This window comes from Actinoallomurus soli, from assembly GCF_024055715.1.
Taxonomy (GTDB): domain Bacteria; phylum Actinomycetota; class Actinomycetes; order Streptosporangiales; family Streptosporangiaceae; genus Actinoallomurus; species Actinoallomurus soli.
In genome coordinates this window covers 78,011-99,409 of sequence record NZ_JAMXMV010000020.1, presented here as the reverse complement: position 1 = coordinate 99,409, position 21,399 = coordinate 78,011, and the positions used below count along the sequence as shown (strand labels likewise).

General features: G+C 71.5%; 22 protein-coding genes, 1 pseudogene and 1 riboswitch. Of the genes and pseudogenes, 11 read left to right on the top strand and 12 right to left on the bottom strand.

Translation table 11 applies throughout. From position 1 onward, the window contains the following. The first annotated feature begins 32 nt into the window (after window positions 1-32). On the top strand, window positions 33-947 hold the full coding sequence (locus NDW01_RS34570; RefSeq protein WP_252828553.1) for an NmrA family NAD(P)-binding protein: 915 nt from the start codon (window positions 33-35) through the stop codon (window positions 945-947). A gap of 28 nt (window positions 948-975) precedes the next feature. On the opposite strand, the gene NDW01_RS34565 is transcribed toward NDW01_RS34570, so the two are convergent. The 3 genes from NDW01_RS34565 to NDW01_RS34555 form a co-directional block, all read right to left on the bottom strand. Next, entirely contained in the window at window positions 976-2,901 is a 1,926-nt protein-coding gene (locus NDW01_RS34565) for an acetyl/propionyl/methylcrotonyl-CoA carboxylase subunit alpha (protein ID WP_252828552.1), read from the bottom strand. Window positions 2,902-2,904: 3 nt separating this feature from the next. Further along, on the bottom strand, window positions 2,905-4,530 hold the full coding sequence (locus NDW01_RS34560; RefSeq protein WP_252828551.1) for an acyl-CoA carboxylase subunit beta: 1,626 nt from the start codon (window positions 4,528-4,530) through the stop codon (window positions 2,905-2,907). 87 nt (window positions 4,531-4,617) lie between these two features. After that, on the bottom strand, window positions 4,618-5,070 hold the full coding sequence (locus NDW01_RS34555) for a MarR family winged helix-turn-helix transcriptional regulator (protein ID WP_252828549.1): 453 nt from the start codon (window positions 5,068-5,070) through the stop codon (window positions 4,618-4,620). A 96-nt stretch (window positions 5,071-5,166) separates the two neighbouring features. Between NDW01_RS34555 and NDW01_RS34550 the strand changes: the two genes are divergently transcribed. From NDW01_RS34550 to NDW01_RS44065, 3 genes are read left to right on the top strand one after another with little or no spacing between them, the layout of a single operon-like run. Continuing rightward, the gene (locus tag NDW01_RS34550; protein ID WP_252828547.1) at window positions 5,167-5,565 is read left to right on the top strand and encodes a PPOX class F420-dependent oxidoreductase; all 399 of its coding nucleotides are present in this window, start codon (window positions 5,167-5,169) and stop codon (window positions 5,563-5,565) included. A 50-nt stretch (window positions 5,566-5,615) separates the two neighbouring features. Further along, a complete protein-coding gene (locus NDW01_RS34545) occupies window positions 5,616-5,849 on the top strand; it encodes an RNA polymerase subunit sigma-70 (RefSeq protein WP_252783236.1) in 234 nt (77 codons plus the stop codon). Window positions 5,850-5,851: 2 nt separating this feature from the next. Then, complete coding sequence (locus tag NDW01_RS44065) at window positions 5,852-6,406, top strand: Clp protease N-terminal domain-containing protein (protein WP_308211841.1); 555 nt, start codon at window positions 5,852-5,854, stop codon at window positions 6,404-6,406. Between the two features lie 43 nt (window positions 6,407-6,449). On the opposite strand, the gene NDW01_RS34530 is transcribed toward NDW01_RS44065, so the two are convergent. Together NDW01_RS34530 and NDW01_RS34525 are read right to left on the bottom strand one after the other, a co-directional pair. After that, window positions 6,450-6,842 (bottom strand): hypothetical protein, encoded by a 393-nt coding sequence (locus NDW01_RS34530; protein ID WP_252828546.1) that lies wholly within the window; start codon window positions 6,840-6,842, stop codon window positions 6,450-6,452. A 238-nt stretch (window positions 6,843-7,080) separates the two neighbouring features. Continuing rightward, window positions 7,081-8,607 (bottom strand): MDR family MFS transporter, encoded by a 1,527-nt coding sequence (locus NDW01_RS34525; protein WP_252828545.1) that lies wholly within the window; start codon window positions 8,605-8,607, stop codon window positions 7,081-7,083. Window positions 8,608-8,936: 329 nt separating this feature from the next. Here NDW01_RS34525 and NDW01_RS34520 point away from each other — a divergent pair, with 329 nt between their 5' ends. Beyond that, on the top strand, window positions 8,937-9,962 hold the full coding sequence (locus tag NDW01_RS34520; RefSeq protein ID WP_252828544.1) for a pectate lyase family protein: 1,026 nt from the start codon (window positions 8,937-8,939) through the stop codon (window positions 9,960-9,962). A 49-nt stretch (window positions 9,963-10,011) separates the two neighbouring features. Here NDW01_RS34520 and NDW01_RS34515 read toward each other — a convergent pair whose 3' ends face one another. Then, the gene (locus NDW01_RS34515) at window positions 10,012-11,883 is read right to left on the bottom strand and encodes a rhamnogalacturonan lyase (RefSeq protein WP_406567787.1); all 1,872 of its coding nucleotides are present in this window, start codon (window positions 11,881-11,883) and stop codon (window positions 10,012-10,014) included. A gap of 162 nt (window positions 11,884-12,045) precedes the next feature. Beyond that, window positions 12,046-13,002 carry an SDR family NAD(P)-dependent oxidoreductase gene (locus tag NDW01_RS34510; protein ID WP_252828543.1) on the bottom strand — a complete coding sequence of 319 codons (957 nt, stop codon included), beginning with the start codon at window positions 13,000-13,002 and terminating at the stop codon, window positions 12,046-12,048. Between the two features lie 56 nt (window positions 13,003-13,058). On the opposite strand from NDW01_RS34510, the gene NDW01_RS34505 reads away from it, so the two are divergent. Beyond that, window positions 13,059-13,493 carry a MerR family transcriptional regulator gene (locus NDW01_RS34505; RefSeq protein ID WP_252828542.1) on the top strand — a complete coding sequence of 145 codons (435 nt, stop codon included), beginning with the start codon at window positions 13,059-13,061 and terminating at the stop codon, window positions 13,491-13,493. 527 nt (window positions 13,494-14,020) lie between these two features. Here NDW01_RS34505 and NDW01_RS34500 read toward each other — a convergent pair. Beyond that, window positions 14,021-14,674: a PhzF family phenazine biosynthesis protein gene (locus NDW01_RS34500; RefSeq protein ID WP_252828541.1), complete on the bottom strand. Its 654-nt coding sequence runs from the start codon at window positions 14,672-14,674 to the stop codon at window positions 14,021-14,023. A gap of 47 nt (window positions 14,675-14,721) precedes the next feature. Between NDW01_RS34500 and NDW01_RS34495 the strand changes: the two genes are divergently transcribed. Further along, entirely contained in the window at window positions 14,722-15,462 is a 741-nt protein-coding gene (locus tag NDW01_RS34495; RefSeq protein WP_252828540.1) for a class I SAM-dependent methyltransferase, read from the top strand. Continuing rightward, window positions 15,459-16,169, top strand: coding sequence for a hypothetical protein (locus NDW01_RS34490; RefSeq protein WP_252828539.1), 711 nt, complete (start codon window positions 15,459-15,461; stop codon window positions 16,167-16,169). The genes NDW01_RS34495 and NDW01_RS34490 overlap by 4 nt, the downstream gene beginning before the upstream one ends. On the opposite strand, the gene NDW01_RS34485 is transcribed toward NDW01_RS34490, so the two are convergent. After that, window positions 16,117-17,157, bottom strand: a complete 1,041-nt coding sequence (locus NDW01_RS34485) for a hypothetical protein (protein WP_252828538.1) — start codon at window positions 17,155-17,157, stop codon at window positions 16,117-16,119. The genes NDW01_RS34490 and NDW01_RS34485 overlap by 53 nt on opposite strands. Window positions 17,158-17,364: 207 nt before the next feature. Here NDW01_RS34485 and NDW01_RS34480 point away from each other — a divergent pair, with 207 nt between their 5' ends. Beyond that, window positions 17,365-17,808, top strand: a complete 444-nt coding sequence (locus tag NDW01_RS34480) for a GNAT family N-acetyltransferase (protein ID WP_252828537.1) — start codon at window positions 17,365-17,367, stop codon at window positions 17,806-17,808. Window positions 17,809-17,821: 13 nt separating this feature from the next. Here the strand turns inward: NDW01_RS34480 and NDW01_RS34475 are convergent, their stop codons facing one another. After that, window positions 17,822-18,583: an AraC family transcriptional regulator gene (locus NDW01_RS34475; RefSeq protein WP_252828536.1), complete on the bottom strand. Its 762-nt coding sequence runs from the start codon at window positions 18,581-18,583 to the stop codon at window positions 17,822-17,824. An 85-nt stretch (window positions 18,584-18,668) separates the two neighbouring features. Between NDW01_RS34475 and NDW01_RS34470 the strand changes: the two genes are divergently transcribed. Continuing rightward, complete coding sequence (locus tag NDW01_RS34470) at window positions 18,669-19,457, top strand: sulfite exporter TauE/SafE family protein (protein WP_252828535.1); 789 nt, start codon at window positions 18,669-18,671, stop codon at window positions 19,455-19,457. 78 nt (window positions 19,458-19,535) lie between these two features. Further along, window positions 19,536-19,633: riboswitch (TPP riboswitch) on the top strand. Window positions 19,634-19,691: 58 nt separating this feature from the next. Beyond that, entirely contained in the window at window positions 19,692-20,372 is a 681-nt protein-coding gene (tenA, locus tag NDW01_RS34465; RefSeq protein WP_252828533.1) for a thiaminase II, read from the top strand. Between the two features lie 70 nt (window positions 20,373-20,442). Here tenA and NDW01_RS44545 read toward each other — a convergent pair whose 3' ends face one another. Both NDW01_RS44545 and NDW01_RS34460 read right to left on the bottom strand, forming a co-directional pair. Continuing rightward, entirely contained in the window at window positions 20,443-20,541 is a 99-nt protein-coding gene (locus NDW01_RS44545; protein WP_406567786.1) for a DUF397 domain-containing protein, read from the bottom strand. Window positions 20,542-20,576: 35 nt separating this feature from the next. Next, window positions 20,577-21,314, bottom strand: a pseudogene (locus tag NDW01_RS34460) (helix-turn-helix domain-containing protein); the annotation flags it as partial. Between the last annotated feature and the right edge of the window lie 85 nt (window positions 21,315-21,399).

Genomic DNA, 21,399 nt, shown 5'->3' with positions numbered 1-21,399 from the left:
AGTATCCCGCACCATCTCCGGAAAGGGCACCCATGACCACCGCGAACCCGGCCGACCCCGACTCCCCCATCCTCGTCACCGGCGCCACCGGCAAGCAGGGCGGCGTCACCGCCCGGCGATTGCTCGCCGGAGGGTGGCCGGTGCGGGCCCTGGTCCGCGACCTGACCGCACCCGCCGCCGTCGAGTTGGCCGCCGCGGGCGCCGAACTCGTGCGAGGCGACTTCGACGATCCTGCGAGCCTGCGTCCCGCGTTCGACGGCGCCGCCGCCGTGTTCGGCATCCCGCCCGTGGCCTTCGGGCCGGCCGGACCCGAGACAGACCTCGAAGCGGCCCGCGGTCGGGCGCTGATCGACGCCGCGGCCGCGGCGGGGATCGAGCAGGTCGTGTTCAGCACCGTCGCCTCGGCGTCGGCCGGGTCGTGGGGCTCAAAGGGCAAGGCGCTGATCGAGGAGTACCTGCGCGACCACATCGCGCTGCCCACCGTGCTGCGCCCGGTCCGGTTCATGACCAACTATCTTGCCGCCGGAGCCCGCGGCCTCGACGGCATCTCCCACGGCGTGCACCGGCACCTCTTCTCACCGCACAAGCCCATGCAGGTCATCGCGCTGGAGGACATCGCCGAGTTCGCCGCGCTCGCGTTCGCGGATCCGGCCCGATTCGCCGGACGGACCCTGGAACTGGCCGGCGACGAACCGACGCCGGTCGAGGCCGCCGCCGCGATCGCCGAGGCCACCGGCATCCCGATCCGGTACGAGCAGCTCACCGACGACGAGGCCGCCGCGCTCGGCCCGGGAATCGCCGGAATCAAGAAGCAATGGGAGGCGGGTCACCGCTGGCACGCCGACATCGAGGCGCTGCGCGTCATCCATCCCGGACTGCGCACCCTCTCCGACTGGCTCGCCGAGTCCGGCGCCGCCGCCCTCCGCGCCCGTCTCACCTCCTCATGACACCGAAGCGGCGCCGTCGCGGTACCGACTAGCCCTCCGTGACCACGGCGAGGACGGCGCCGGTCTCGACCTGGCGGCCGGCCTCGGCGTGCAGCGCCGTGACGACCCCGGTGGCCGGGGCGAGGATCTGGTGCTCCATCTTCATCGCCTCCAGCCACAGCACCGGCTGCCCGCGTTCGACGGTGTCGCCCTCGCGCACCGCGACCCGGACGACCGAGCCGGGCATCGGGGCGAGGAGCGTGCCCGGGGCGACCTGCTCGGCGGGGTCGGGCAGCCGCTCGACGGGCGTGAGCGTCACGGGCCCGAGGACGGACTCGACGTGCACGCGCCGGTCGTACCAGGCCACGGCGAACCGGAGCCGTACGCCGCCGCGGTCGAGGACCACCGCGTCCGGCTCCGCGGAGACCAGCGCGACGTCCGGGTGGCCGTCGGCCGCCAGGCCGTCGCGGGTGAGACGGTAGGCCACCTCCGCCTCCTCGAAGACGGTGCGCTGCGGCTGGGACGCGACGTTGCGCCAGCCGCTGGGCAGGCCGCGCAGGACGGGCGCGGACCGGCGGTTCGCGGCGGCGCGGGCGAGGGCGGCGGCGAGCGCCGACAGGCGTACGGCCTCCTCGTCGGCGAGCGGCGCGGTCGTCCGGTGACGGTCGAGGAAGCCGGTGTCCGTGTCGCCGGCCTGGAAGGCGTCGTGACGCAGCGTGGCGACGAGCTGGTCGCGGTTGGTGACGAGACCGTGCAGGCGGGCCCCGGCCAGGGCGGCGGTCAGCCGGCGGATCGCGGCGGCGCGGGTGGGGCCGTAGGCGATGACCTTGGCGAGCATCGGGTCGTAGTGCGTCGAGACGACGCTGCCGGAGACGACGCCGGCGTCCAGCCGCAGCCCGTGCCCCGGCGGGACGGCGAACTCCGCGTCCACGCCCGGGATCTCGAAGGCGTGCAGCGGGCCGCTGTGCGGGCGGTAGTCCTCGGCCGGGTCCTCGGCGTACAGCCGCGCCTCGATGGCGTGGCCGCGCGGCCGGGGCGGGTCGCCGAGCGCGGCGCCCTCGGCGACCTCGAGCTGCAGCGCGACCAGGTCCACGCCGTACACGCACTCGGTGACCGGGTGCTCGACCTGCAGCCGGGTGTTGACCTCGAGGAAGAAGAACTCCCCGCCGGGGGTGAGCATGAACTCCACGGTGCCCGCGCCGGTGTAGCCGATCGCGCGGGCGGCCGCGGCCGCCGCCTCCGACAGGCGCGCGCGCAGCGCCGCGTCCACCGCGGGGGACGGGGCCTCCTCGATGACCTTCTGGTGCCGCCGCTGGATGGAGCACTCCCGCTCCCCCAGCGTCCACACGGTGCCGTGGGAGTCCGCGAGCACCTGCACCTCGATGTGCCGGGCGCCGGTCAGCAGCGGCTCGCAGAAGACCGTCGGGTCGCCGAACGCCGACGCCGCCTCCCGCCGGGCCGCCTCGACGGCACCGGGCAGCTCCCCCGCGGCGCGGACGATGCGCATGCCCCGGCCGCCGCCGCCCGCCGACGCCTTGACCAGCACGGGGAACTCGCTCACCGTCGCGGGGTCGAGCTCCGGGAGGACGGGCACGCCCGCCTCCCCCATGAGCCGCTTGGCCTCGATCTTCGAGCCCATGGCGGCGATCGCCGCCGGGGGCGGCCCGACCCAGGTCAGCCCGGCGGCGATGACGGCCTCGGCGAAGGCGGCGTTCTCCGACAGGAAGCCGTAGCCGGGGTGGACGGCGTCCGCCCCGGCGGCCCTGGCCGCCGCGACGATCGCCTCTCCGTCGAGGTACGTCTCGGCGGGGGCCGCGCCCGGCAGGCGTACGGCCAGGTCGGCGTCGCGGGCGTGCGGCAGGGACGCGTCGGGGTCGGAGAAGACGGCGACCGTGGTGATGCCGAGATCGCGGCAGGTGCGGAAGACCCGGCGGGCGATCTCGCCACGGTTCGCGACGAGCAGTCGAGAGATCATCGCCTACATCCTGAACACGCCGAAGCCCTCCGGGCGCTCGGCGACGGGGGCACTGTTGATCGCGGACAGGCAGAGGCCGAGGACGGTACGGGTGTCGCGCGGGTCGATGACGCCGTCGTCGTACAGCCGCCCGGACAGGAAGAACGGCAGTGACTCGGCCTCGATCTGCTGCTCGACCATCGCCCGCATCCGGGCGTCCGCCTCCTCGTCGTAGACCTGGCCGCGGGCCTGGGCGGCCTGGCGTCCGACGATGGACAGCACGCCGGCGAGCTGGGCCGGGCCCATCACCGCCGACTTGGCGCTCGGCCAGGTGAACAGGAAGCGCGGGTCGTACGCCCGGCCGCACATGCCGTAGTTGCCCGCGCCGTACGACGCGCCCATCACCACGGTCAGGTGCGGGACCCGGCTGTTGGAGACCGCGTTGATCATCATCGCGCCGTGCTTGATGATGCCGCCCTGCTCGTACTCCGCGCCGACCATGTAGCCGGTGGTGTTCTGCAGGAACAGCAGCGGCGTGCCGCTCTGGTTCGCCAGCTGGATGAACTGCGCGGCCTTCTGCGCCTCCTCGCTGAACAGCACGCCGCGCGCGTTGGCGAGGATGCCGATCGGGTAGCCGTGCAACGTCGCCCACCCGGTGACGAGGCTGGCGCCGTACAGCGGCTTGAACTCGTCGAAGTCCGAGCCGTCGACGATCCGGGCGATGACCTCGCGCGGGTCGAAGGGGATCTTCAGGTCCTCGGGGACGATGCCGAGCAGTTCGTCCTCGTCGCAGGCGGGCGGGCGCGCGGGAAGCGGCTCGCGGCCCTGCTTGCGCCAGTTCAGCCGGGCGACGATGCGGCGGCCGATGCGCAACGCGTCGTACTCGTCGGCGGCCATGTAGTCGGCCAGGCCGCTGGTGCGGACGTGCATCTCGGCGCCGCCGAGGCTCTCGTCGTCGGACTCCTCGCCGGTGGCCATCTTGACGAGCGGAGGCCCGCCGAGGAAGACCTTGGCGCGGTCCTTGACCATCACGACGTAGTCGCTCATGCCGGGCAGGTACGCGCCGCCGGCGGTGGAGTTGCCGAAGACCAGCGCGATCGTCGGGATGCCGGCGGCGGACAGCCGGGTCAGGTCGCGGAACGTACGGCCGCCCGGGATGAAGATCTCCTTCTGCGTCGGCAGGTCCGCGCCGCCGGACTCCACCAGGTTGATCACCGGCAGGCGGTTCCGCAGCGCGATCTCGGCGGCGCGGAACGACTTGCGCATCGTCCACGGGTTGCTGGACCCGCCCCGGACGGTCGGGTCGCTGGCGGAGATCAGGCATTCGACGCCCTCGACCACGCCGATGCCGGTGACCACGCTGGCGCCGACCGTGAAGTGTTGGCCTTGCCCGCCTCCGGCAGGACCCGTGCCCCAGGCGGCCAGCGGCGACAGCTCCAGGAACGGTGAGTCCGGGTCCAGGAGCAGCTCGATCCGCTCGCGGGCCAGCAGCTTGCCGCGCTTGCGGTGGCGCTCGACGTACTTGGGGCCGCCGCCCGCGACCGCCTTGGCGTGCTCGGCGTCCAGCTCCGCCAGTCTGGCCAGCATCGCCGCCCGCCGGGCGGCATAGTCCGGCCCGGCGGTGTCCAGCGCGCTGGTGAGAACCGTCATCCCGTCCCTCCGTCACCGTGAGCCGTGCGTCGAGTATGTCCAACCGCGGTGGCGCGACGGAAGATCACCGGCCGCGTGAAACGAATCTCATTCGGTCGCCTGCTCCGCCGCCTGCGCCCGAACGGCCTTGCCGACCCGGGCCAACAGGGCGCGAAGGGTGTCCCGCTCCTCCGGCGTGAACTCCTCGAAGATGCGGCGCTCGATCGCGGACGCCCGCGCGTCGGCCTTCTCGAGCGCGGCACGGCCCTGGTCGGTGAGGCGGGTCTCCAGCACGTTGCGGTGCCAGGGATGGGGGGTGCGCTCGACCAGCCCCCGCTCCTCGAGGTTCTTCAGCACGCCCGTCATCGCCTGGGGGGTGACCATGCAGGCGCGGGCGAGGGCGGCGCCCGAGATCCCGGGAGCGCCGGCGAGGCCGTAGAGCGCGGCGTACTGCGGCACGGTCAGCCCGGCGACCTTCACGGCGGCGTGCTTGGCCGCCATGAGCTCCTGTTCGACCCGCTTGAGGTCCATTCCGAGGCGTTCGCCCAGCGGCATGCCCATGACCGGATCATACAGCCCCGTGCATCGATACTGACCTTGACAATCATCAAGGTCTTGATAAGTTGCGATCTCACCGAACCCGAATGGAGATCGACGTTGACCCCACAGAGCCTCATCCCCGAGAGCCACCGCGACCTGCTCGAACGCCCGCTGTTCGGGCACCTGGCCACGGTCGGGCCCGGCGGCCGGCCGCAGGTGACCCCCGTCTGGCTGCTCTGGGACGGTGAGCACCTCCGCTTCACCACGACGACCGACCGCCAGAAGTGCCGCAACGTCCGCCGCGACCCGTCCGTCGCGATCTCCGTCAACGACCCCGACCGGCCGTACCGCTACCTGGAGGTGCGCGGGTCGATCGAGAGCGTCGAACCCGACCCCGAGGGCGCGTTCTTCGACCTCCTCGCCCGCCGCTACGGGCTCGCCTACGACCCGCCGGTCGGAGACGCGGACCGACGGGTCGTCCTGGTGATGCGCCCGACGCACACGACCTGCCAGTAACCCGTCAACCAAGGTTGACATCCGCTCCTCTGTCAACCTATGTTGACGTCATGAACGACGGAGTCCAGCTCGCCCAGGCGGCGGGCAGCCGCGACCCGGCGATCGGGTTGCGGGCGGTGCGCGCACTGCGCGAACTCGCCGAGCGCCTCGAGGGGCTGCAGGTCGAGAACGCGCGCGACCAGGGATGGTCCTGGCAGGAGATCGCCGTCTGCCTCGGCGTCAGCCGGCAGGCGGTCCACAAGAAGTACGGCGGCGGCCGGCGGATCCTCGGGAAGGAGCGGTAAGGATGTTCGAACGGTTCGCCGACGACGCTCGGCAGGCGGTGCGGCTGGCCCAGGAGGAGGCGCGGCGGATGCGCCATCCGTTCATCGGCACCGAGCATCTGCTGCTCGCCCTCCTGGACGAGGGGCACGGGCCGGCGGCCGAGGCGCTGCTCGCCCAGGGCGTCACGGGATCAGGCCTCAGCCGGCGGATCGGCCTGCTGACCGAGTCGCCGGACGAGGCCCTCGACTCGGAGGCGCTGGCCACGATCGGGATCGACCTGGACCAGGTACGCCAGGCGACCGAGGCCAGCTTCGGCCCCGGCGCGCTCGCCCCGAAGGGGCGCCGGCAGGTGCCGAAGGGCCACATCCCTTTCAGCAAGAGGGCCAAGAAGGTGCTGGAGCTCGCCCTGCGGGAGTCCCTGTCCCTCGGCCACAACTACATCGGCGGCGGGCACCTCCTGCTCGGCGTGCTCCGCGAGGGCCAGGGTCTGGCGGCCCGCGTCCTCACCGACGACGGCGTCGACCTCGCCGTCCTGCGCGCCGACGTGATCCGGCGCATCCCGCCGAAGGCCGCCTGACGACGAGCGGCCGGCGCCCGGGCGGCTCACCGCCGACAGGCGTTCAGCCGCCCGGAGAGGCCGGCGCACCGGAAGGCCGCGCCCCCGCCCGGGTCTTGCGGGCGCGGCGAAGACGTTCGAGCACGCGCTCGCGTGAACGATCGGAGGCCCGCGCCGCGCCGGTCAGATGATCACGGTCGTCATGGCCCTGAACCAGCAGGTCGAAGGACCACAGGCCGGTCTCCAGCAGACTCGCCGCCTGCTCGATGTCGGCGATGACGGAGGCATGGGCGGTGGCGGCCTCGGTGCCGGCCTCCGCCTCGCGCCGCAGAGCGCGGAAGGCGACCGCCCACAGGCCCGTGATGGCGGTGGCGGCGATCTGCGGCGCGGGGTCGAGCGGGTCCAGACCGGTCCCCATCCGTGACAGCCCGCTGGACTGGACGTTCGTCCGTCCCACCCGGCTGACGGACACTCCCCCACCGGGGAGTACCGCGTCGGCGAGGGCGTCACCCCGCCGCGCGGCCGGATGATCGCCCGCGCCGACCTCGCCCGCTTCATCGTCCGCGAGCTGGAGGAAGGTCGCTGGTCGCGGAAGGCTCCGACCCTCGCGCAGTGAGCGACGGCGGTGGTTCCGCGGGAGAGCCCGGAGAGCCTCGGCCGGAGCGGCCGTCCGCTCGCGGTGTGCTCCCGGCCGATCAGGCCAGATCGAGGGGCTCGGTGCGGCGCGGCATCAGGGCGACGGCCGCCACACCGAGGACCGCCAGCGCGGCGAGCGTGAGGAAGACGTTGTGGCTCGCGTGGTTCAGCGCGTTCCGGACGAACGCCGCGACCACCGGGTCCTTGCCGCCCTTGCCCGCCGAGACCACGCTCGTGGCGTCGACGCTGTGGCCGAGCCGGCCGGCGAGCGCGGCCGGCGGGTGGGCGAAGCGGTGCGCGAGCGTGCCGTTGGCGATCGCGCCGAACACCGCGGCGCCGACCGCGCTGCCGAGCGACCGGCCGAACATGTTGTTCCCGGTGACGACGCCGCGGTGCTCCCACCCCACGACCGACTGCACGGCCACCAGCGTCGGGCTCGCCGTGAACCCCAGGCCGACGCCGATCACGAAGCACGCGGCGGCGACCTCCCAGACCTTCGTGGAGACGCCGAGCGGAAGGCACAGCAGCGTCCCGATCACCGCGACGACGCCGCCGATCAGCGCGGTGTCGCGGAACCCGATGCGCAGGTAGATCCGCCCGGCCTGTGAGGCGGCGATCGGCCAGCCGACCGTGAGCGCCGCGAGCGCGAAGCCCGCCACCAGGGCACTGGTGCCCAGCACGCCCTCGGCGTACGTCGGCACGTACGAGCTGAGCCCGATCGTGACCGCGCCGACCACCACGGACGCCAGCGTCGCGCCGACCAGGACACGGTGACCGAAGACCCAGAGCGGCAGGATCGGCTCGGGCACGCGCCGCTCGACCAGGCAGAAGGCGACCAGCGCGGCCGCGCCGACCGCGAAGATCAGGATGCTCGGCGCCGAGGCCCAGCCCCAGGAGACCCCGCCTTCCAGCAGGCCGAGGATGGCCAGCGAGCAGCCGATGGTCAGCAGGACCGCGCCGGCGTAGTCCAGGCGGTGCGAGCGTCGTTCGACGGACTCGGTGAAGCGCTTGGCGAGCATGAACGCGGCGAAGGCGCCCAGCGGCAGGTTGATGAAGAAGATCCACCGCCAGGACAGGTAGTCGGAGAACACGCCGCCGAGGGTCGGCCCGACGACGGCCGACATTCCCCAGACGCTGGCGAGGTAGCCCTGGACGCGAGCGCGTTCCTCGACGGTGTACATGTCGCCGACCATGGTCATGCTCATCGGCTGGACGGCGCCCGCGCCGATCCCCTGCACGGCGCGGAAGATGATGAGGCTGAGCATGCTCCAGGCGGCCCCGCACAGCACCGAGCCGAGGAGGAACGCCCCGATGCCGAAGAACATGATCGGCTTTCGGCCGAAGACGTCGGACAGCTTGCCGTACAGCGGCACGCTGACCGCCTGGGTCAGCAGGTAGATCGAGAACAGCCACGGGAACTGCGTGAAGCCGCCGAGGTCGTGGACGATGGACGGCACCGCGGTGGCGATGATCGTGCTGTCCAGGGCGACGAGCCCGGTGCTGAGCATGAGCGCGGCCAGCACCGGTCCACGTTCCGATCGCAGGCCGACCCCCTGGACCGTCCTGCGGGGATTCGTCGTCGTCACTCCATGTCCCTTCACCCGGCAGCGCGAAACCGGTCACCCCGGAGGGGACGACCGGCCCTTAGCCGCCCTAACCATCCCAGACCACGGACCATTCCGCCGAAGCGGGATGGTCACCGAAATGAAACTTTCACGACATTTGTCAGAGGCCGGTCAAGAAGGCGTCACGGGTTCGCGCTGGTGGAGCGGTGACGGGCGGCAGGGGGGCGGACCCACCGGCGGGCGGGTCGCCGTGATGCGTTGACGGCCCCTGACGGCGGCGGGACGCTGCCGGAGGAAAACCTTTTCCACCCTGCTCCCACCGCACCATCCACCCCTGGAGGAGGTTCCCCATGGGGAACGACACGCACCCCACCCCCCGGACCCGGCGGCTCCCCCTGCGCCCCCTGAGCGCGGTCGCGATCCTCGGTCTCGTCCTCGGGGCCGGCGCGCTGACCGGCACCGGCGCGACCGCCAAGACCGCCAGGACGGCCGCGGCCCCGGTGGCCGCCGCGTACGAGTCCAGCCCCGTCGGCTTCGCGAGCATGAACGGCGGGACCACCGGCGGCGCGGGCGGCACGACCGTCACCGTGACGACCGCGTCGCAGCTGACCGACTACGCCTCGCGCAGCGGCTCGTACATCATCAAGGTCAACGCCTCGATCTCCCTGTCGTCGATGACGAAGGTGACGTCCAACAAGACGATCATCGGCGTCGGCACCGCCGGGAAGATCACCGGCTATGGGCTCAACGTCACCAACGCGAAGAACGTGATCATCCGGAACCTCACGTTCACCGGCTCGGGCGACGACGCCATCAACGTGCAGTACTCCACGAACGTGTGGATCGACCACAACGACCTGTCCAACGCCTACGACGGGCTCGTCGACATCAAGCGCGCGTCCGACTACGCGACCGTGTCGTGGAACCACTTCCACAACCACGACAAGACCGCGCTGCTCGGCCACTCCGACGACAACGGGTCCGAGGACATCGGCCACCTGCGCGTGACGTACGTGCACAACTGGTTCGACAAGACGACCCAGCGGCACCCGCGCGTTCGGTTCGGCAACCCGGTGCACGTCTTCAACAACTACTACGGCGCCGTCACCAGCTACGGTGTCGCGTCCACCTGCAACGCGGGCGTCTTCGTCGAGAACAACTACTTCGAGAACGTCAAGAGCCCGACGGTCACCCAGACCGGCGACTCGCCGGACGGGAACCTGAAGGCGAGCGGCAACTACCTCACGGGCTCCGGCAGCATCGCCACTCGCAACTCCTCCAGCGTCGCGAGCATCCCCTACTCCTACTCGGCCGAGTCCGGCTCGTCGGTGAAGTCCACCGTCACCGCCGGCGCGGGCGTCGGCAAGGTCTCCTGACCCCGGCAGAACGGCCGTGGCGGGCCCCGCCACGGCCGTTCTCGGTGTGTCAGGGGGTGTAGACGTTCGGCCGGGCGGGCTCGGCCATGCCGTTCCCGATGAAGAAGCTCGGGTGCGGGGGCTGGTTGTACGCGGTGTTCTGCCAGGCGATGGCGGTCCGGTACTGCGTGTCGTGCATCAGCGTGACGATCCGCCGGTCGGTGACGGCCGTCGTCGTGTAGATCCGCAGCGCGGTGCTGTCCGACGTCCGCCAGATCACCTCCTCGCGCCAGTCGCCGAGGATGTCGCCGGACAGCGCCGGCGTGGACTTCGTGCCGTTGTTGGAGGCGACCCCGGAGCCGGTCAGCAGGCGCGTGTCGGAGCTGGTGCCGTACTTGTCGATGTGAGTGCCGTCGAGCAGTTCCCGTACGGGGTCGGCGTCCCACCAGATCACGAAGTTCGTCGAGGACGGCTTGCGGCCGACCACGTTGCCGTGGGTGTCGCGCAGGCCGTCGGCCGCCGCAGACCAGGACTCCGCCCCCGGGCTGCCCGCCCAGACGTCGTCGGCGACGCCGCGGCCGTTGTCGCCGTTCGGGGAGGTCTGCCAGATGACCTGGCCGGTACGGGCGTCGGCGAACCAGGAGCTCGGCTTGGACGAGTCCTCGTCGACCTTGAACTCCTCCAGCCCCGGGCGGCTCGGGTCCAGGTCGCCGACGTGCATCGCGTCGCCGTGGCCGTTCTTCGTGGTCCACAGCCCGGCGCCGTTGTCGTCGACGCACATCGCGCCGTAGACGATCTCGTCCTTGCCGTCGCCGTCCACGTCGGCCACCGCCAGGTTGTGGTTCCCCTGGCCGTCATAGCCCTTGCCGGAGTTGGTGGAGCTGTTGGTGTCGAAGGTCCAGCGGCGGGTGAAGGCGCCGTTCCGCCAGTCCCACGCGCTGATCACCGTACGGGTGTAGTAGCCGCGCGCCTCGATCAGGCTCGGCCGCTGCCCGTCGACGTACGCCGTGGCGGCCAGGAACCGGTCGACCCGGTTGCCGTAGCCGTCGCCCCAGCTCGACACGGTCCCGCGCGCCGGGACGTAGTCGACCGTCTGCATCGCCGCGCCGGTCTGCCCGTTGAACATCGTGAGGTACTCCGGGCCGGACAGGACGTACCCGCTGGAGTTCCGGTAGTCGGCGGAGGAGCTGCCGATGACCTTGCCGGTGCCGTCCTTCGTGCCGTCGGCGGTCTTCATGGCGACCTCGGCCTTGCCGTCGCCGTCGTAGTCGTACACCTGGAACTGCGTGTAGTGCGCGCCGGCCCGGATGTTGCGGCCGAGGTCGATCCGCCACAGCCGGGTGCCGTTCAGCCGGTACGCGTCGACGTACACGTCACCGGTGTAGCCGGACTGCGAGTTGTCCTTGGAGTTGGAGGGATCCCACTTGAGCACGATCTCGTACTGCCCGTCCCCGTCGAGGTCGCCGACGCTCGCGTCGTTGGCGCTGTAGGTGTACGAGACGCCGTCCGGCGTCGTCCCCCCGGGCGGCGCGCTGATCGGCACGTCCAGATAACCGCCGCTGCCGAACTGCAGCGACGCCTCCGACGCCGCCTGCTCGGCGCCGTCCACGACGGGCCGCACCGTGTACGAGGCCCCCGACGCCGCGCCGCCGTCGTAGTAGTTCGTCGAGTTCGTGATCGGGCTGGAGTTCACCTTCGTCGAGCCGCGGTAGAGGTTGAAGGCCACGCCGGCCGGGTCGGTGCCGAGCAGCCGCCAGCTGACGAAGTTCCCGCTGCCGGACCGCACGCTGACCACGCCGCGGTTGAGCTTCTCGACCTGGCGGGCGGTCGCCGCGACCGCGTCGTGCCGGGGCAGCTGCGCACCTCCGGCGATCATCGTTCCGGCGGCGACGGCGAGCGCGACCGCTCCCCCGCGTCTCCGCCTGCTTCGTGAACGTCCCATCGGCGTCCTCCCTCATCCGCTCGGAAAGCGCTTTCCCGAGGAGTCGACGAAGGCTAAACCGGCCACCGGGCCGGGCCAAGACGCTTTCACCGCCCTTTCAGCCGTGACCGCGGCCATGACGCGACCGCCCCGGGCGGGTGCCCGACCGGGGCGGCTCCGCCGTCAGGAGAACGCGTCGACTCCGGTCAGCTCGCTCGACAACGCCCAGAGCCGCGCGGCCTCGTCCGGATCCACCGCCCAGGGTTTGACCCCGCCGATCAGCATGTCGTCCGTGGTGGCGGGCTCGGCGATGTCACAGTCCTGGCAGTACGCCCCGCCATGGGCGTCGATCAGCGGCGACGTGGCCGCCCACACGGCCGTCGCCGCTCCCTGCGCAGGAGTCTTGAAGCCCTCCGCGGGCCGGCCCTCCGGGTCGATCCACCCCCGGGCGATCTGTTCCTCGCGGGGAACGTGCCGCTGGAGCGGAGTGAGGATGCTGCCTGGATGCACCGCGAACGCCCGCAGGCCGTCATCCGCCCCGAACTCGTTCAGGTGCACGGCGAACAGTGCGTTCGCGGTCTTCGACTGCGCGTACGCGAGCCATTGGTCGTAGCCCTCGCGGAAGTGGACGTCATGCCACCGGACGCCGGACAGAAAGTGTCCCGAGGAGGTCACCGAGACCACCCGGGCCCGGCCGGGGGCCAGCGCCGGGCGGATCCGGTTGACCAGGGCGAAGTGGCCGAGATGGTTGGTCGCGAAGTGCGCCTCCCAGCCGGGCCCGACCCGGGTCTCGGGACAGGCCATGATCCCGGCGTTGGCGATGACGACGTCGAGCGTACGGCCCGTCTCCAGGATCCGCTCGGCGAACATCCGCACGCTCTCCAGGTCGGCGAGATCGAGTTCACGGACCTCCGTGCGCGGGACGTCGCGCTGGGCCGTCTCCGCCGCGGCCCGCCGGCGGGCGGGGACGATGACGTGCGCGCCCGCCCCGCTGAGGGCACGCGTGATCTCCAGCCCCAGGCCGGAGTACCCGCCCGTCACCAGGGCCGTCCGGCCCGACAGGTCCATTCCGGCCAGGACGTCGCCCGCCGTGCTGCGGGCGCCGAAACCACTGCCGATCCTCTGCTGCTTCGCTGTCATGGCTCAGGACGCTAAAACCTAGAGTTCTCTCTAGGTCAAGCTGTACGCTCGGCGCCGTGACGAGACACGCGGGAGGCCTGTCCATCGGACAGGTCGCGGAGAAGACGGGGCTCAGCGTGCACGCCCTCCGGTTCTTCGAGCGCGAAGGGCTGTTCCTTCGCCCGATCCGCCGGTCGGCGGGCGGCCAGCGGGTCTACGACCCCGCCGACGTCTCATGGCTGCTGCTCTGCAACCGGTTCCGCGAGTCCGGCATGCCGATCGCCACGATGAAGAGGTTCGCGGAGCTCGTACGGGCCGGTTCCGGCAACGAGCCGGAGCGGCTCGCCCTGCTCGAAGAGCACGAACGGACCGTCCAGGCCAAGATCGCCGACCTGACCGCGAGCCTGGCGATCATTCACGACAAGGTCATGACGTATCGCAGGCACGTCGAGGAGGGCACCGCCGCCGGCGTGTGGTCCCCCAAGCCCGGCCCCGGCCGACGATCCGCCTGACGGGCGCCCGCCGCAAGAGGTGAGTGGTTCGTGCCCGTTCGGACCCAGGCTGATGACCACGACCATGCACCGGATCGGATGACGTGCCGCTCGCTGTCGTGGGCCGGCGCCGTCGGCCGGCACATTCTTGCCGACCTTTGCTCTGCTCACACCGGGTAGACAGTGGACCGTTCCAGGTGCATACCCGGGGTGAGCAGAGCAAAGGCGGAGGGAAGACGGACGGCGTGGGCGGGGCGGCGAGCGGGCGGGCGGGCTCGCCCGGTCAGCGCTGCCATCACGAAAAGCGAGCCGGAACCGATTCGTTCCCGCTCACGTGACAGCGCCGGGTCGCTGGGGACAGGCCCCGGAGGGATCGGCCGGGCTGCCACCGGACCAGGCGAACGTCTGTGGTCACCGCGCCAACCAGGCTGACCAGCCACTGTGACGTCGATGCTGCCGCGACAAACCGGGCGAACCGGTCACCGGCCCGTCACCAGCAGCGGCGATCCGACCACGACGGCGGCACCCTCACCGAGGACGCACAAGGCCTACGCCACAACCCCTGTTAGGCGAACGCGGCCGCCGACCTCGATCAGCCCGCCCGGCCCCGGAGCGGTCACGATCTGAGAGCCGTGGCCCTGGGTGATCGTCAGGGCGCGGCCGAGGCGGGCCGTCAGCAGCAGCGCCGCCGCGCCGGTCGCCTCGTCCTCGTCGATCCCGTCGTCACGTCCGGGGAAGGCACGCGCCCGTACGCGGCCGGCCGCCTCGTCCTGCCACGCCCACGCGTAGATCCACTCCCCCGGCGGCGGCACCGGCAACGCGTCGACCTCCGCCGCCGAACCGTACTGCCGCAGCGTGCGCGGCGGCGCCCACTCCGCCCGCGCCTCGATCCACGTCCACTCTCCCGCGCGCCGGGCGCGGACCCGCCCCGCCGGGGTGATCAGCGCGGGCGCGCCGAGCAGCCAGGCCGTGCCCACGCACGGGTGTCCGGCGAACGGCAGCCGCAGCGTCGGCGTGTAGATGTCGATGACCCCGCGCTCGGCGTCGTCCACGAAGACGGTCTCGCTGAACCCGAGCCGCCGCGCGAACGCCTGCCGCTCCCCCTCCGTCGGCACGGCGGCCCCGTCCCGTACGACCCCCAACGCGTTGCCGTCACTCCCGTCCGGCCCGCAGAAGACCCGCAGCACGTCGTAGTCGGTCACCCGCCGAAGTGAAGCACGCCACCGCCGCTCCGGCTTACCCTGGGCCGGTGTTCTCGCCTCAAGGCCCATCTCCGCGTGAACTGGCGATCCAGGCGCTGTCCTCGGTCGAACGCGGCTACGACCTGCTGGCACCGAAGTTCGACCACACGCCCTTCCGCACTCCGGACGCCGTTCTCGACGCGACCGCCGACGCTCTGCGCCCGCTCGGGCCGTTCGGCCGGGGACTGGACGTGTGCTGCGGCACCGGCGCGGGCATGCGGGTCCTCGAAGCCCTGTGCCAGGGGCGGACGACGGGTGTCGACTTCAGCGCCGGCATGCTCGCGCAGGCCCGCCGGGCGCACCCGGCCGCCGGATGGGTACGGGCCGACGTCCGGGCCCTGCCCTTCGCCGGGGCCTTCGACCTGGCGGTCAGCTTCGGAGCGCTCGGCCACTTCCTGCCCGCCGAACGGCCCGCGCTGTTCGCCGGGGTGTACCGCGCGCTGCGGCCCGGCGGGCTCTTCGCGTTCCCGCTCGGCGCGCCGCCGCCCGTCACGTCGGGCTGGTACTGGGCGCTGCTCGGATTCGACCTGGCCATGCGGGTCCGGAACGCCGTGTGGCGTCCCCCGTTCGTCATGTACTACCGCACCTGCCCGCTGCACGCGGTCCGCGACGACCTGACGGCGGCCGGATTCACCGTGACGACGGTTCCCTTGATGGGCCGCCGCGCCGACGGCAGCCCGCGCTACCGGCTCGTCCTCGCGCGGAAGCCGCACGCGGAGATCGACAGGCCGTATCGTCGTCCGGCGTGATCGGATTCCCGGATCTGGGTGAGGGCACCGAACGGCTCTACTCCGCCTTCGCCCGATATCCGCTCCCCACCGAGCTCGACTACTGCGAGCATTGCGTGACCCCTGGCGAGGTCGCGGCGACGCGGGCGAGACCGCTGCGCCTGCTCACCGCGGACGACCTCCACCCGCTGATGTGGAAAGCGCTGGGCACCTGGGGCGACGAGGCGGAGCTCAAGCACTTCCTGCCCCGCGTTCTGGAGCTGATCGCCGATGATGAGGTCCATGAGGAGGCCGTCGCATCGATCTTCCTGGGAAAGGTCGCCTTGCTATGGCGGGCCTGGCCGGATGACGAGCGCGCCGCCATCGAGACGTTCCTCGGAGCCTGGTGGCCGACGACGCTGAGCGAGTTCCCCCGCGAGTTCTCCGCGTTCTCCTTCTTGGAATCCAATGCTGAGCTGAGCGTGCCCATCAAGCCGTATCTCGCGCACTGGGAGACCCGCGAAGACGAGGCGGCGGCGCGTCACCTGGCGTGGCTGGTCGCGGATCTCTGGTTCGGCGCTTTCACCGATGCCGCGTGGTTTGCCACGCTCGAACACTGGGTGGAAGGTAGCGCCGTGACGCGTCTGCTGAATGCTGCGGCGTCCACTGCGAGCACTCCCGACGCCGCCGTGGAGCTCAGCCGCGCGCGGGAACTCCTCGATCAGTGCCAGACGGCCGAGGAGCCGTGAGCCCGCGCAGCTCCGTTGCGATGATCCAGGCGACGAGGAGGTCCACGGCGAGGCCGGACAGCGCGGCGAACTGGTTGATCGTGAACTTGAAGACCTGCCCGGCGAGGACGTCGACCAGCAGGGCCGCGTTGCACAGCCGGAACGCCGCCGGGCGGTCGCGGGCGAGCCGCAGCACCCCGTACCCGCCCAGCGCCGCCGAGACGACGGCGCAGCAGGCCACGGCCACGACCGCGCCGGTCTGCCGTTCGGCGGGATGCGCGGTGATGACGTCGTCGGCGAGGACCCCGGCGAGCGTCAGCGCTCCCTGCGCGACCGGGTAGCAGACGGCGACATCGCGGACGACGCGGTGGCTCGCCAGCCGACCGGCGAGGCCGCGGACGCGAGCAGCCGCCGTGCGCACCGGTCCCGGCGCGTACGGCCGGCGCTCCGGCACCGCGTCGAGGAGACGCAGGAGCGCCGCCGGCACCTCACCGTCCAGGTCCGCGATCAGGCGCACGGCCGCTCCGCGCTCCTGCGGCGTCAGCCCCGAGCTCATTCCGGCGAGCGCCGTGGACGCGGCGTTGGCCGTACGCTCGCGCGGGCTGAGCGGCGCCCGTGCACCGGCCCACTGGGAGACGAGGACCAGCCCGGCGAAGGTCAGGTAGATGAGCCCGGCGGCCGGCCGGTAGAAGTAGCCGGTCTTGTTCACCAGCTTGCCGATCTCGTCGATGAACAGGCCGAAGCCGACCCCGCCCACGATCGCGGCCCACGCACGTGCCGCTCTGCCGAGGAAGGCGACGGCGATGCCCAGGCCCACGGCCATGAGCAGGCCACCCCAAAGGGCGTGCGCGATGTGCAGGTTCCCGCCGCCCACCTTGGGATAGCCGGTCTGTGCCAGCAGGGCCCGCGTGACGAGGACGGTGGCGATTCCGGACAAGACGAACCCGCGAAGGTACGGCGCCGCGTCGGCCGCGCGGATGAGCCCGAGTCGGTGCATCGAAGGTCGCATCGGACGCTCAACCTACGGACGCACCGGCCGGCCGCGCATTGCCGCCGTCCCCCGCTTCACGGGTATGGCCAGCCCCACTCGCGGCCGGGACTGGTCTCGCCCTTTCGCACGTGAGTGGCCGTGTTCACGCCGATCGCTCGTCCGTACGCTCGGGAGCCGAAGGCGGGCCGTCGACGGCCAGGCCCCATCCGATCGTGCAGGAGACCGATGATCAGCGTTCGCAGGCTCGTTCCGTCCGACCGAGCCGCCTGGGAGGAACTGTTCCGCGGCTACATCGCCTTCTATGAGCGGGTCGAGCCCGACGAGATGTACGAGGGCGCCTGGCGCGAGTTCGAGGCGGACACCCGCATCCACGCGCTCGGCGCGGAACTCGACGGACGGCTCGTCGGCATCGTGCACTTCCTCACCCATCCCAGCACCTCGATGCCGGACACCGACGTCTGCTACCTCCAGGACCTCTTCACCGACCCCGGCGTACGAGGCAGGGGCGTGGGCCGCGCGCTGATCACGGCGGTCACCGACTGGGCGAGGGCCCACGGCTGCTCCCGGGTCTACTGGCACACCCAGGAGTCGAACGCCACGGCCCGGCGGCTGTACGACGCGATGGCCGAGAACAACGGCTTCATCCGCTACCAGATCGACCTGGCGTGATAGGTCAATGCCGCTACGACCGGGTGAAGCGGGACGGTGGCCGGCCGAAGGCGCGAGTGAAGGCGGTGGTGAATGCGGCCGGTGAGGCGTAGCCGAGGCGGGCGGCGACCTCGGTGACGGTGGCGGTACGCAGGAGAGGGACCGCGGCGAGGAGACGGGCGCGGGTGCGCCAGACGGCGGGGCTGAGGCCGGTCTCGCGGCGGAAACGGCGGGTGAAGGCGCGTTCGCTGGTGGACAGGTGGGCGGCCCATTCGGTGTTGGTCACCCCGGCGTCGGGGGCGGCGAGGTAGGCCCGGCAGAGGGCGGCGAGGTCGGCGGATGCGGGAAGGGCGACGTGCAGGGGAAGGGGCGTGAGCGCGGCGATCTCGTGGAGGAGCAGGGTGGCGATGCCGCCCTCCCGACCGGCCAGGTCGTAATCGGCGGGGAACGCGACCGCGGCGAGGAGGAGTTCGCGGAGCAGCGGAGTGACGTCCGCGACCGTACAGGCCGCAGGCCACCATGGGACGGCGCCGGGCTCTATATAGAGGCTCCGGGTGCTGACGTCGAGCATCCGGACCCGATGGCGGATGGCGGGCGGGATGAGGACGGCGCGGTCGGTGGGGACGGTCCAGGTGCCGTCGCAGGTCTCGACGATCATGACGCCGGTGGCGCCGTACAGGAACTGCGCGCGGCGGTGCTCGTGCCAGTCGAGCAGGTGCCCGGGCGGGTAGTCGGTGCCGATCGGGAGGACGGCGCGGGAGACGTGGTCGACCTCGGCCAGCGACACGTTCCTCACCCGACCAGGCTAGTGGCCGAGACACGAAGGAATGATGCCGATCTTCGAATGCGCGCGCTCGGCCCGGCCTGATGGTCTTGAGTCCGTGGAACTCGTCGTACTGCTCGGGATCGGGCTGATGACCGGAGTGACGACCGTGCTGTTCGGCTTCGGAGGTGGATTCGTCACGGTGCCGGTGGTGGTGTGGTCGGACGCCGCCCTGGGATCCGGTGCGATGCGGGTCGCCACGGCGACGTCCGCCCTCGTGATGGTGGTGAACGCGGGATTCGCCACGGCCGCCACGCGCCGGAACCTCCTGGCGGCGCTGCGCGGCCGCGCCATCCTTCTCACGCTGCTCGCGGCCGGCGGCGCGGCCGGCGCGCTCCTGACGCGACTCGTCCCACCCGGCCTGACCCGGTGGGCCTTCGTCGGGTATCTCGTTGCGACGATCGTGGACCTACTGGTACGCCCCGGCTTCATCCGCCCGCACGCACCGGGCGAGGCCGTACCGCGCGGCCCGCGGCCGATTCCCGCCGCCCTGGGCGCACCGATCGGCGCGGTCGCGGCGTTCCTCGGGGTGGGCGGCAGCGTCATGACCGTCCCGATGCTCCGCCGCGCCGGGCACTCCATGCACGCGGCGACCGCGCTGGCCAACCCGCTCACCCTCGTCATCGCGGTACCGGCCGCCCTCGTCTCCCTGCCCGCCGGCCCGGCCCCCGGCGCCCATCTCATCGGCCTCATCGACCCGACGGCCGCCGCCTGCCTGCTCACCGGCGCGATCCCGGTCATCATCGCGTTTCGCCGCCGTCCCCCGCGTATCCCCGACCACCTGTACGCCCGGTCCTACCTCGGCCTGCTCGTCCTCGTGACGATCACGATGCTTGCGGCGGCGTGATCCACCCCCATGCCCCACTGGACGCCAGGTCCCGGCGCCGTCGTGGGTGGCAGGTCCCGGCTGATCCTTGTTACGGTCGGCGGTGACGCGGGGTGCCCGGTATCTCCCGGGCTGAGAGCAGACCCGTTGAACCTGATCTAGTTCGGACTAGCGAAGGGACGTCGCCATGACCGGCTCTCTTGGTGCTGTCGAGCGTCCGTACCGTGCCGTCCGCCGACCGCTGAGGAGATCCCGATGTTCTGCGACGAGGTGTGGAAGCGCTCGGCCCGGCTGCTCCGCGCGATTCACGAGCACCCGTTCAACACCGCGCTGAGCGCGGGCACGCTCGACCGTGAGCGGTTCGCGTTCTACATCGTGCAGGACGCCCGCTACCTGGAGGCGTTCTCCCGCGCGCTCGCGGTCGCCTCGACGCGGGCCACCGACAGCGACGACGCCGTCTTCTTCGCCGAGAGCGCGCACGCCGCGCTGGCGGCGGAGCGCACGCTGCACGCCGGCTACATCGAGGAGTTCGGGCTGACCGCCGAGGACCTCGCGGGCATCGAGACGTCCCCGACCTGCCTCGGGTACGCGTCCTTTCTCCAGGCGACGGCCCTCGCCGATCCGTATCCGGTGCTGGCGGCGGCGGTGCTGCCGTGTTTCTGGGTGTACCAGGACGTCGGCACGGCCCTGCTCAAGAACACGGCGGACGTCGAGGACCACCCGTACCGCGCCTGGATCGCGACCTACTCCGACCCGGCCTTCGCCGAGTCCACCGCACGCGCCAAGGACATCACCGACCGCCTGGCCGCGACCACCGATCCGGCCACCCGCGAGGCGATGACCCGCGCCTTCTTCCGCGCCACCGAATACGAGTGGATGTTCTGGGACAGCGCCTGGCGTCGCGAGACCTGGCCCACCACCGAGTGGCTCAGGTAGGCGTCATGAGGCGAGGCGCGGCCGTACGGTCCCGGTGTTCGCAGGGATCGTACGAGCCGCGCCGTGTCGCTCAATGATCGAGTTCGATCTCCTGCGAGGTCAGCGACGCCACCTCGACGCACGCCTCGTCGTTAACCCCTCCGCTGCGGGAACTCTTGCGCCACTGCATCGCCACTCGGTGGCCTCCAATCGCCGTTCGATCAGAAAGCGCGAGGCGTCCTCGGACGCTGCCTTCTGCCCGATCCGGTCGAAGTCCAGCCGGAACTGTTCGACCTCGCCGCACATCTCGATCAGCCGACCGCCTCTCGCTGCTCCAGCGTAGGCAATATCGCGGGAATCGACAGTGATGATGCGGAAGGGGCCGTCCTTACCGATATGCGCTCCCGCCGAGCGCGGGATGATGCGAATGGAGACGTTAGGCCGCTGCATCAGTTCGAGCAGGTGCCGGAGTTGCGCCTGCATGACCTCGGGTCCGCCGATGCAGTCGTCCAGGACGTCCTCGTCCAGGAGGACCCATACGTAGGGCGGATCCGGCCTGTCCAAGATGGTGACCTGTCGCTCCATCCTGGCCTTGAGCGTCTCGTCGAGGTCCTTGCCGTCGCTGCTGGTTTGCAGCAGGGCTCGCGCGTAGTCCTCGGTCTGGAACGGAGGTGGAATGTACTGGCCCTGGTAGATCCTGATTATCTGGGCGACGGCCTCGTACGCGGTAATCGACTGGGCCCAGTCGGGGTTGTGGCCGTTCTGGGCGTACCAGAGCAGCAACTCGAAGAGGCCGCCGGTGCGGAAGTGGCGATCGAGGATCTTCGCCTGTCTCTCGTCGATCTTTCTCCGGCCCGCCTCGACATTGGAGACGGTCGAAGGGGCGGCGCTGGCGATCTTTCCCCACTGCACCAGCGAGAGGCCGTTCTTCTCGCGTTCCCACCGGAGCAGGTAGGCCAGCATGTGCCAGAGCGAGACCTTCGGGTTGAGCGGAGCCCGTACGACTGACATCGACTCTCCTTGTGCGGCGTGAGCAGCTACTTACGGA

Bases quoted from the DNA above. Each gene is read 5' to 3' on its own strand.
- NDW01_RS34480 (WP_252828537.1), top strand. From the start codon at position 17,365: ATGATCAGCGTTCGCAGGCTCGTTCCGTCCGACCGAGCCGCCTGGGAG.
- NDW01_RS34545 (WP_252783236.1), top strand. From the start codon at position 5,616: ATGAACGACGGAGTCCAGCTCGCCCAGGCGGCGGGCAGCCGCGACCCG.
- NDW01_RS44065 (WP_308211841.1), top strand. From the start codon at position 5,852: ATGTTCGAACGGTTCGCCGACGACGCTCGGCAGGCGGTGCGGCTGGCC.
- NDW01_RS34555 (WP_252828549.1), bottom strand. From the start codon at position 5,070: ATGGGCATGCCGCTGGGCGAACGCCTCGGAATGGACCTCAAGCGGGTC.
- NDW01_RS34515 (WP_406567787.1), bottom strand. From the start codon at position 11,883: ATGGGACGTTCACGAAGCAGGCGGAGACGCGGGGGAGCGGTCGCGCTC.
- tenA (WP_252828533.1), top strand. From the start codon at position 19,692: ATGTTCTGCGACGAGGTGTGGAAGCGCTCGGCCCGGCTGCTCCGCGCG.
- NDW01_RS34510 (WP_252828543.1), bottom strand. From the start codon at position 13,002: ATGACAGCGAAGCAGCAGAGGATCGGCAGTGGTTTCGGCGCCCGCAGC.
- NDW01_RS34565 (WP_252828552.1), bottom strand. From the start codon at position 2,901: ATGATCTCTCGACTGCTCGTCGCGAACCGTGGCGAGATCGCCCGCCGG.
- NDW01_RS34570 (WP_252828553.1), top strand. From the start codon at position 33: ATGACCACCGCGAACCCGGCCGACCCCGACTCCCCCATCCTCGTCACC.
- NDW01_RS34520 (WP_252828544.1), top strand. From the start codon at position 8,937: ATGGGGAACGACACGCACCCCACCCCCCGGACCCGGCGGCTCCCCCTG.
- NDW01_RS44545 (WP_406567786.1), bottom strand. From the start codon at position 20,541: ATGCAGTGGCGCAAGAGTTCCCGCAGCGGAGGGGTTAACGACGAGGCG.
- NDW01_RS34485 (WP_252828538.1), bottom strand. From the start codon at position 17,157: ATGCGACCTTCGATGCACCGACTCGGGCTCATCCGCGCGGCCGACGCG.
- NDW01_RS34560 (WP_252828551.1), bottom strand. From the start codon at position 4,530: ATGACGGTTCTCACCAGCGCGCTGGACACCGCCGGGCCGGACTATGCC.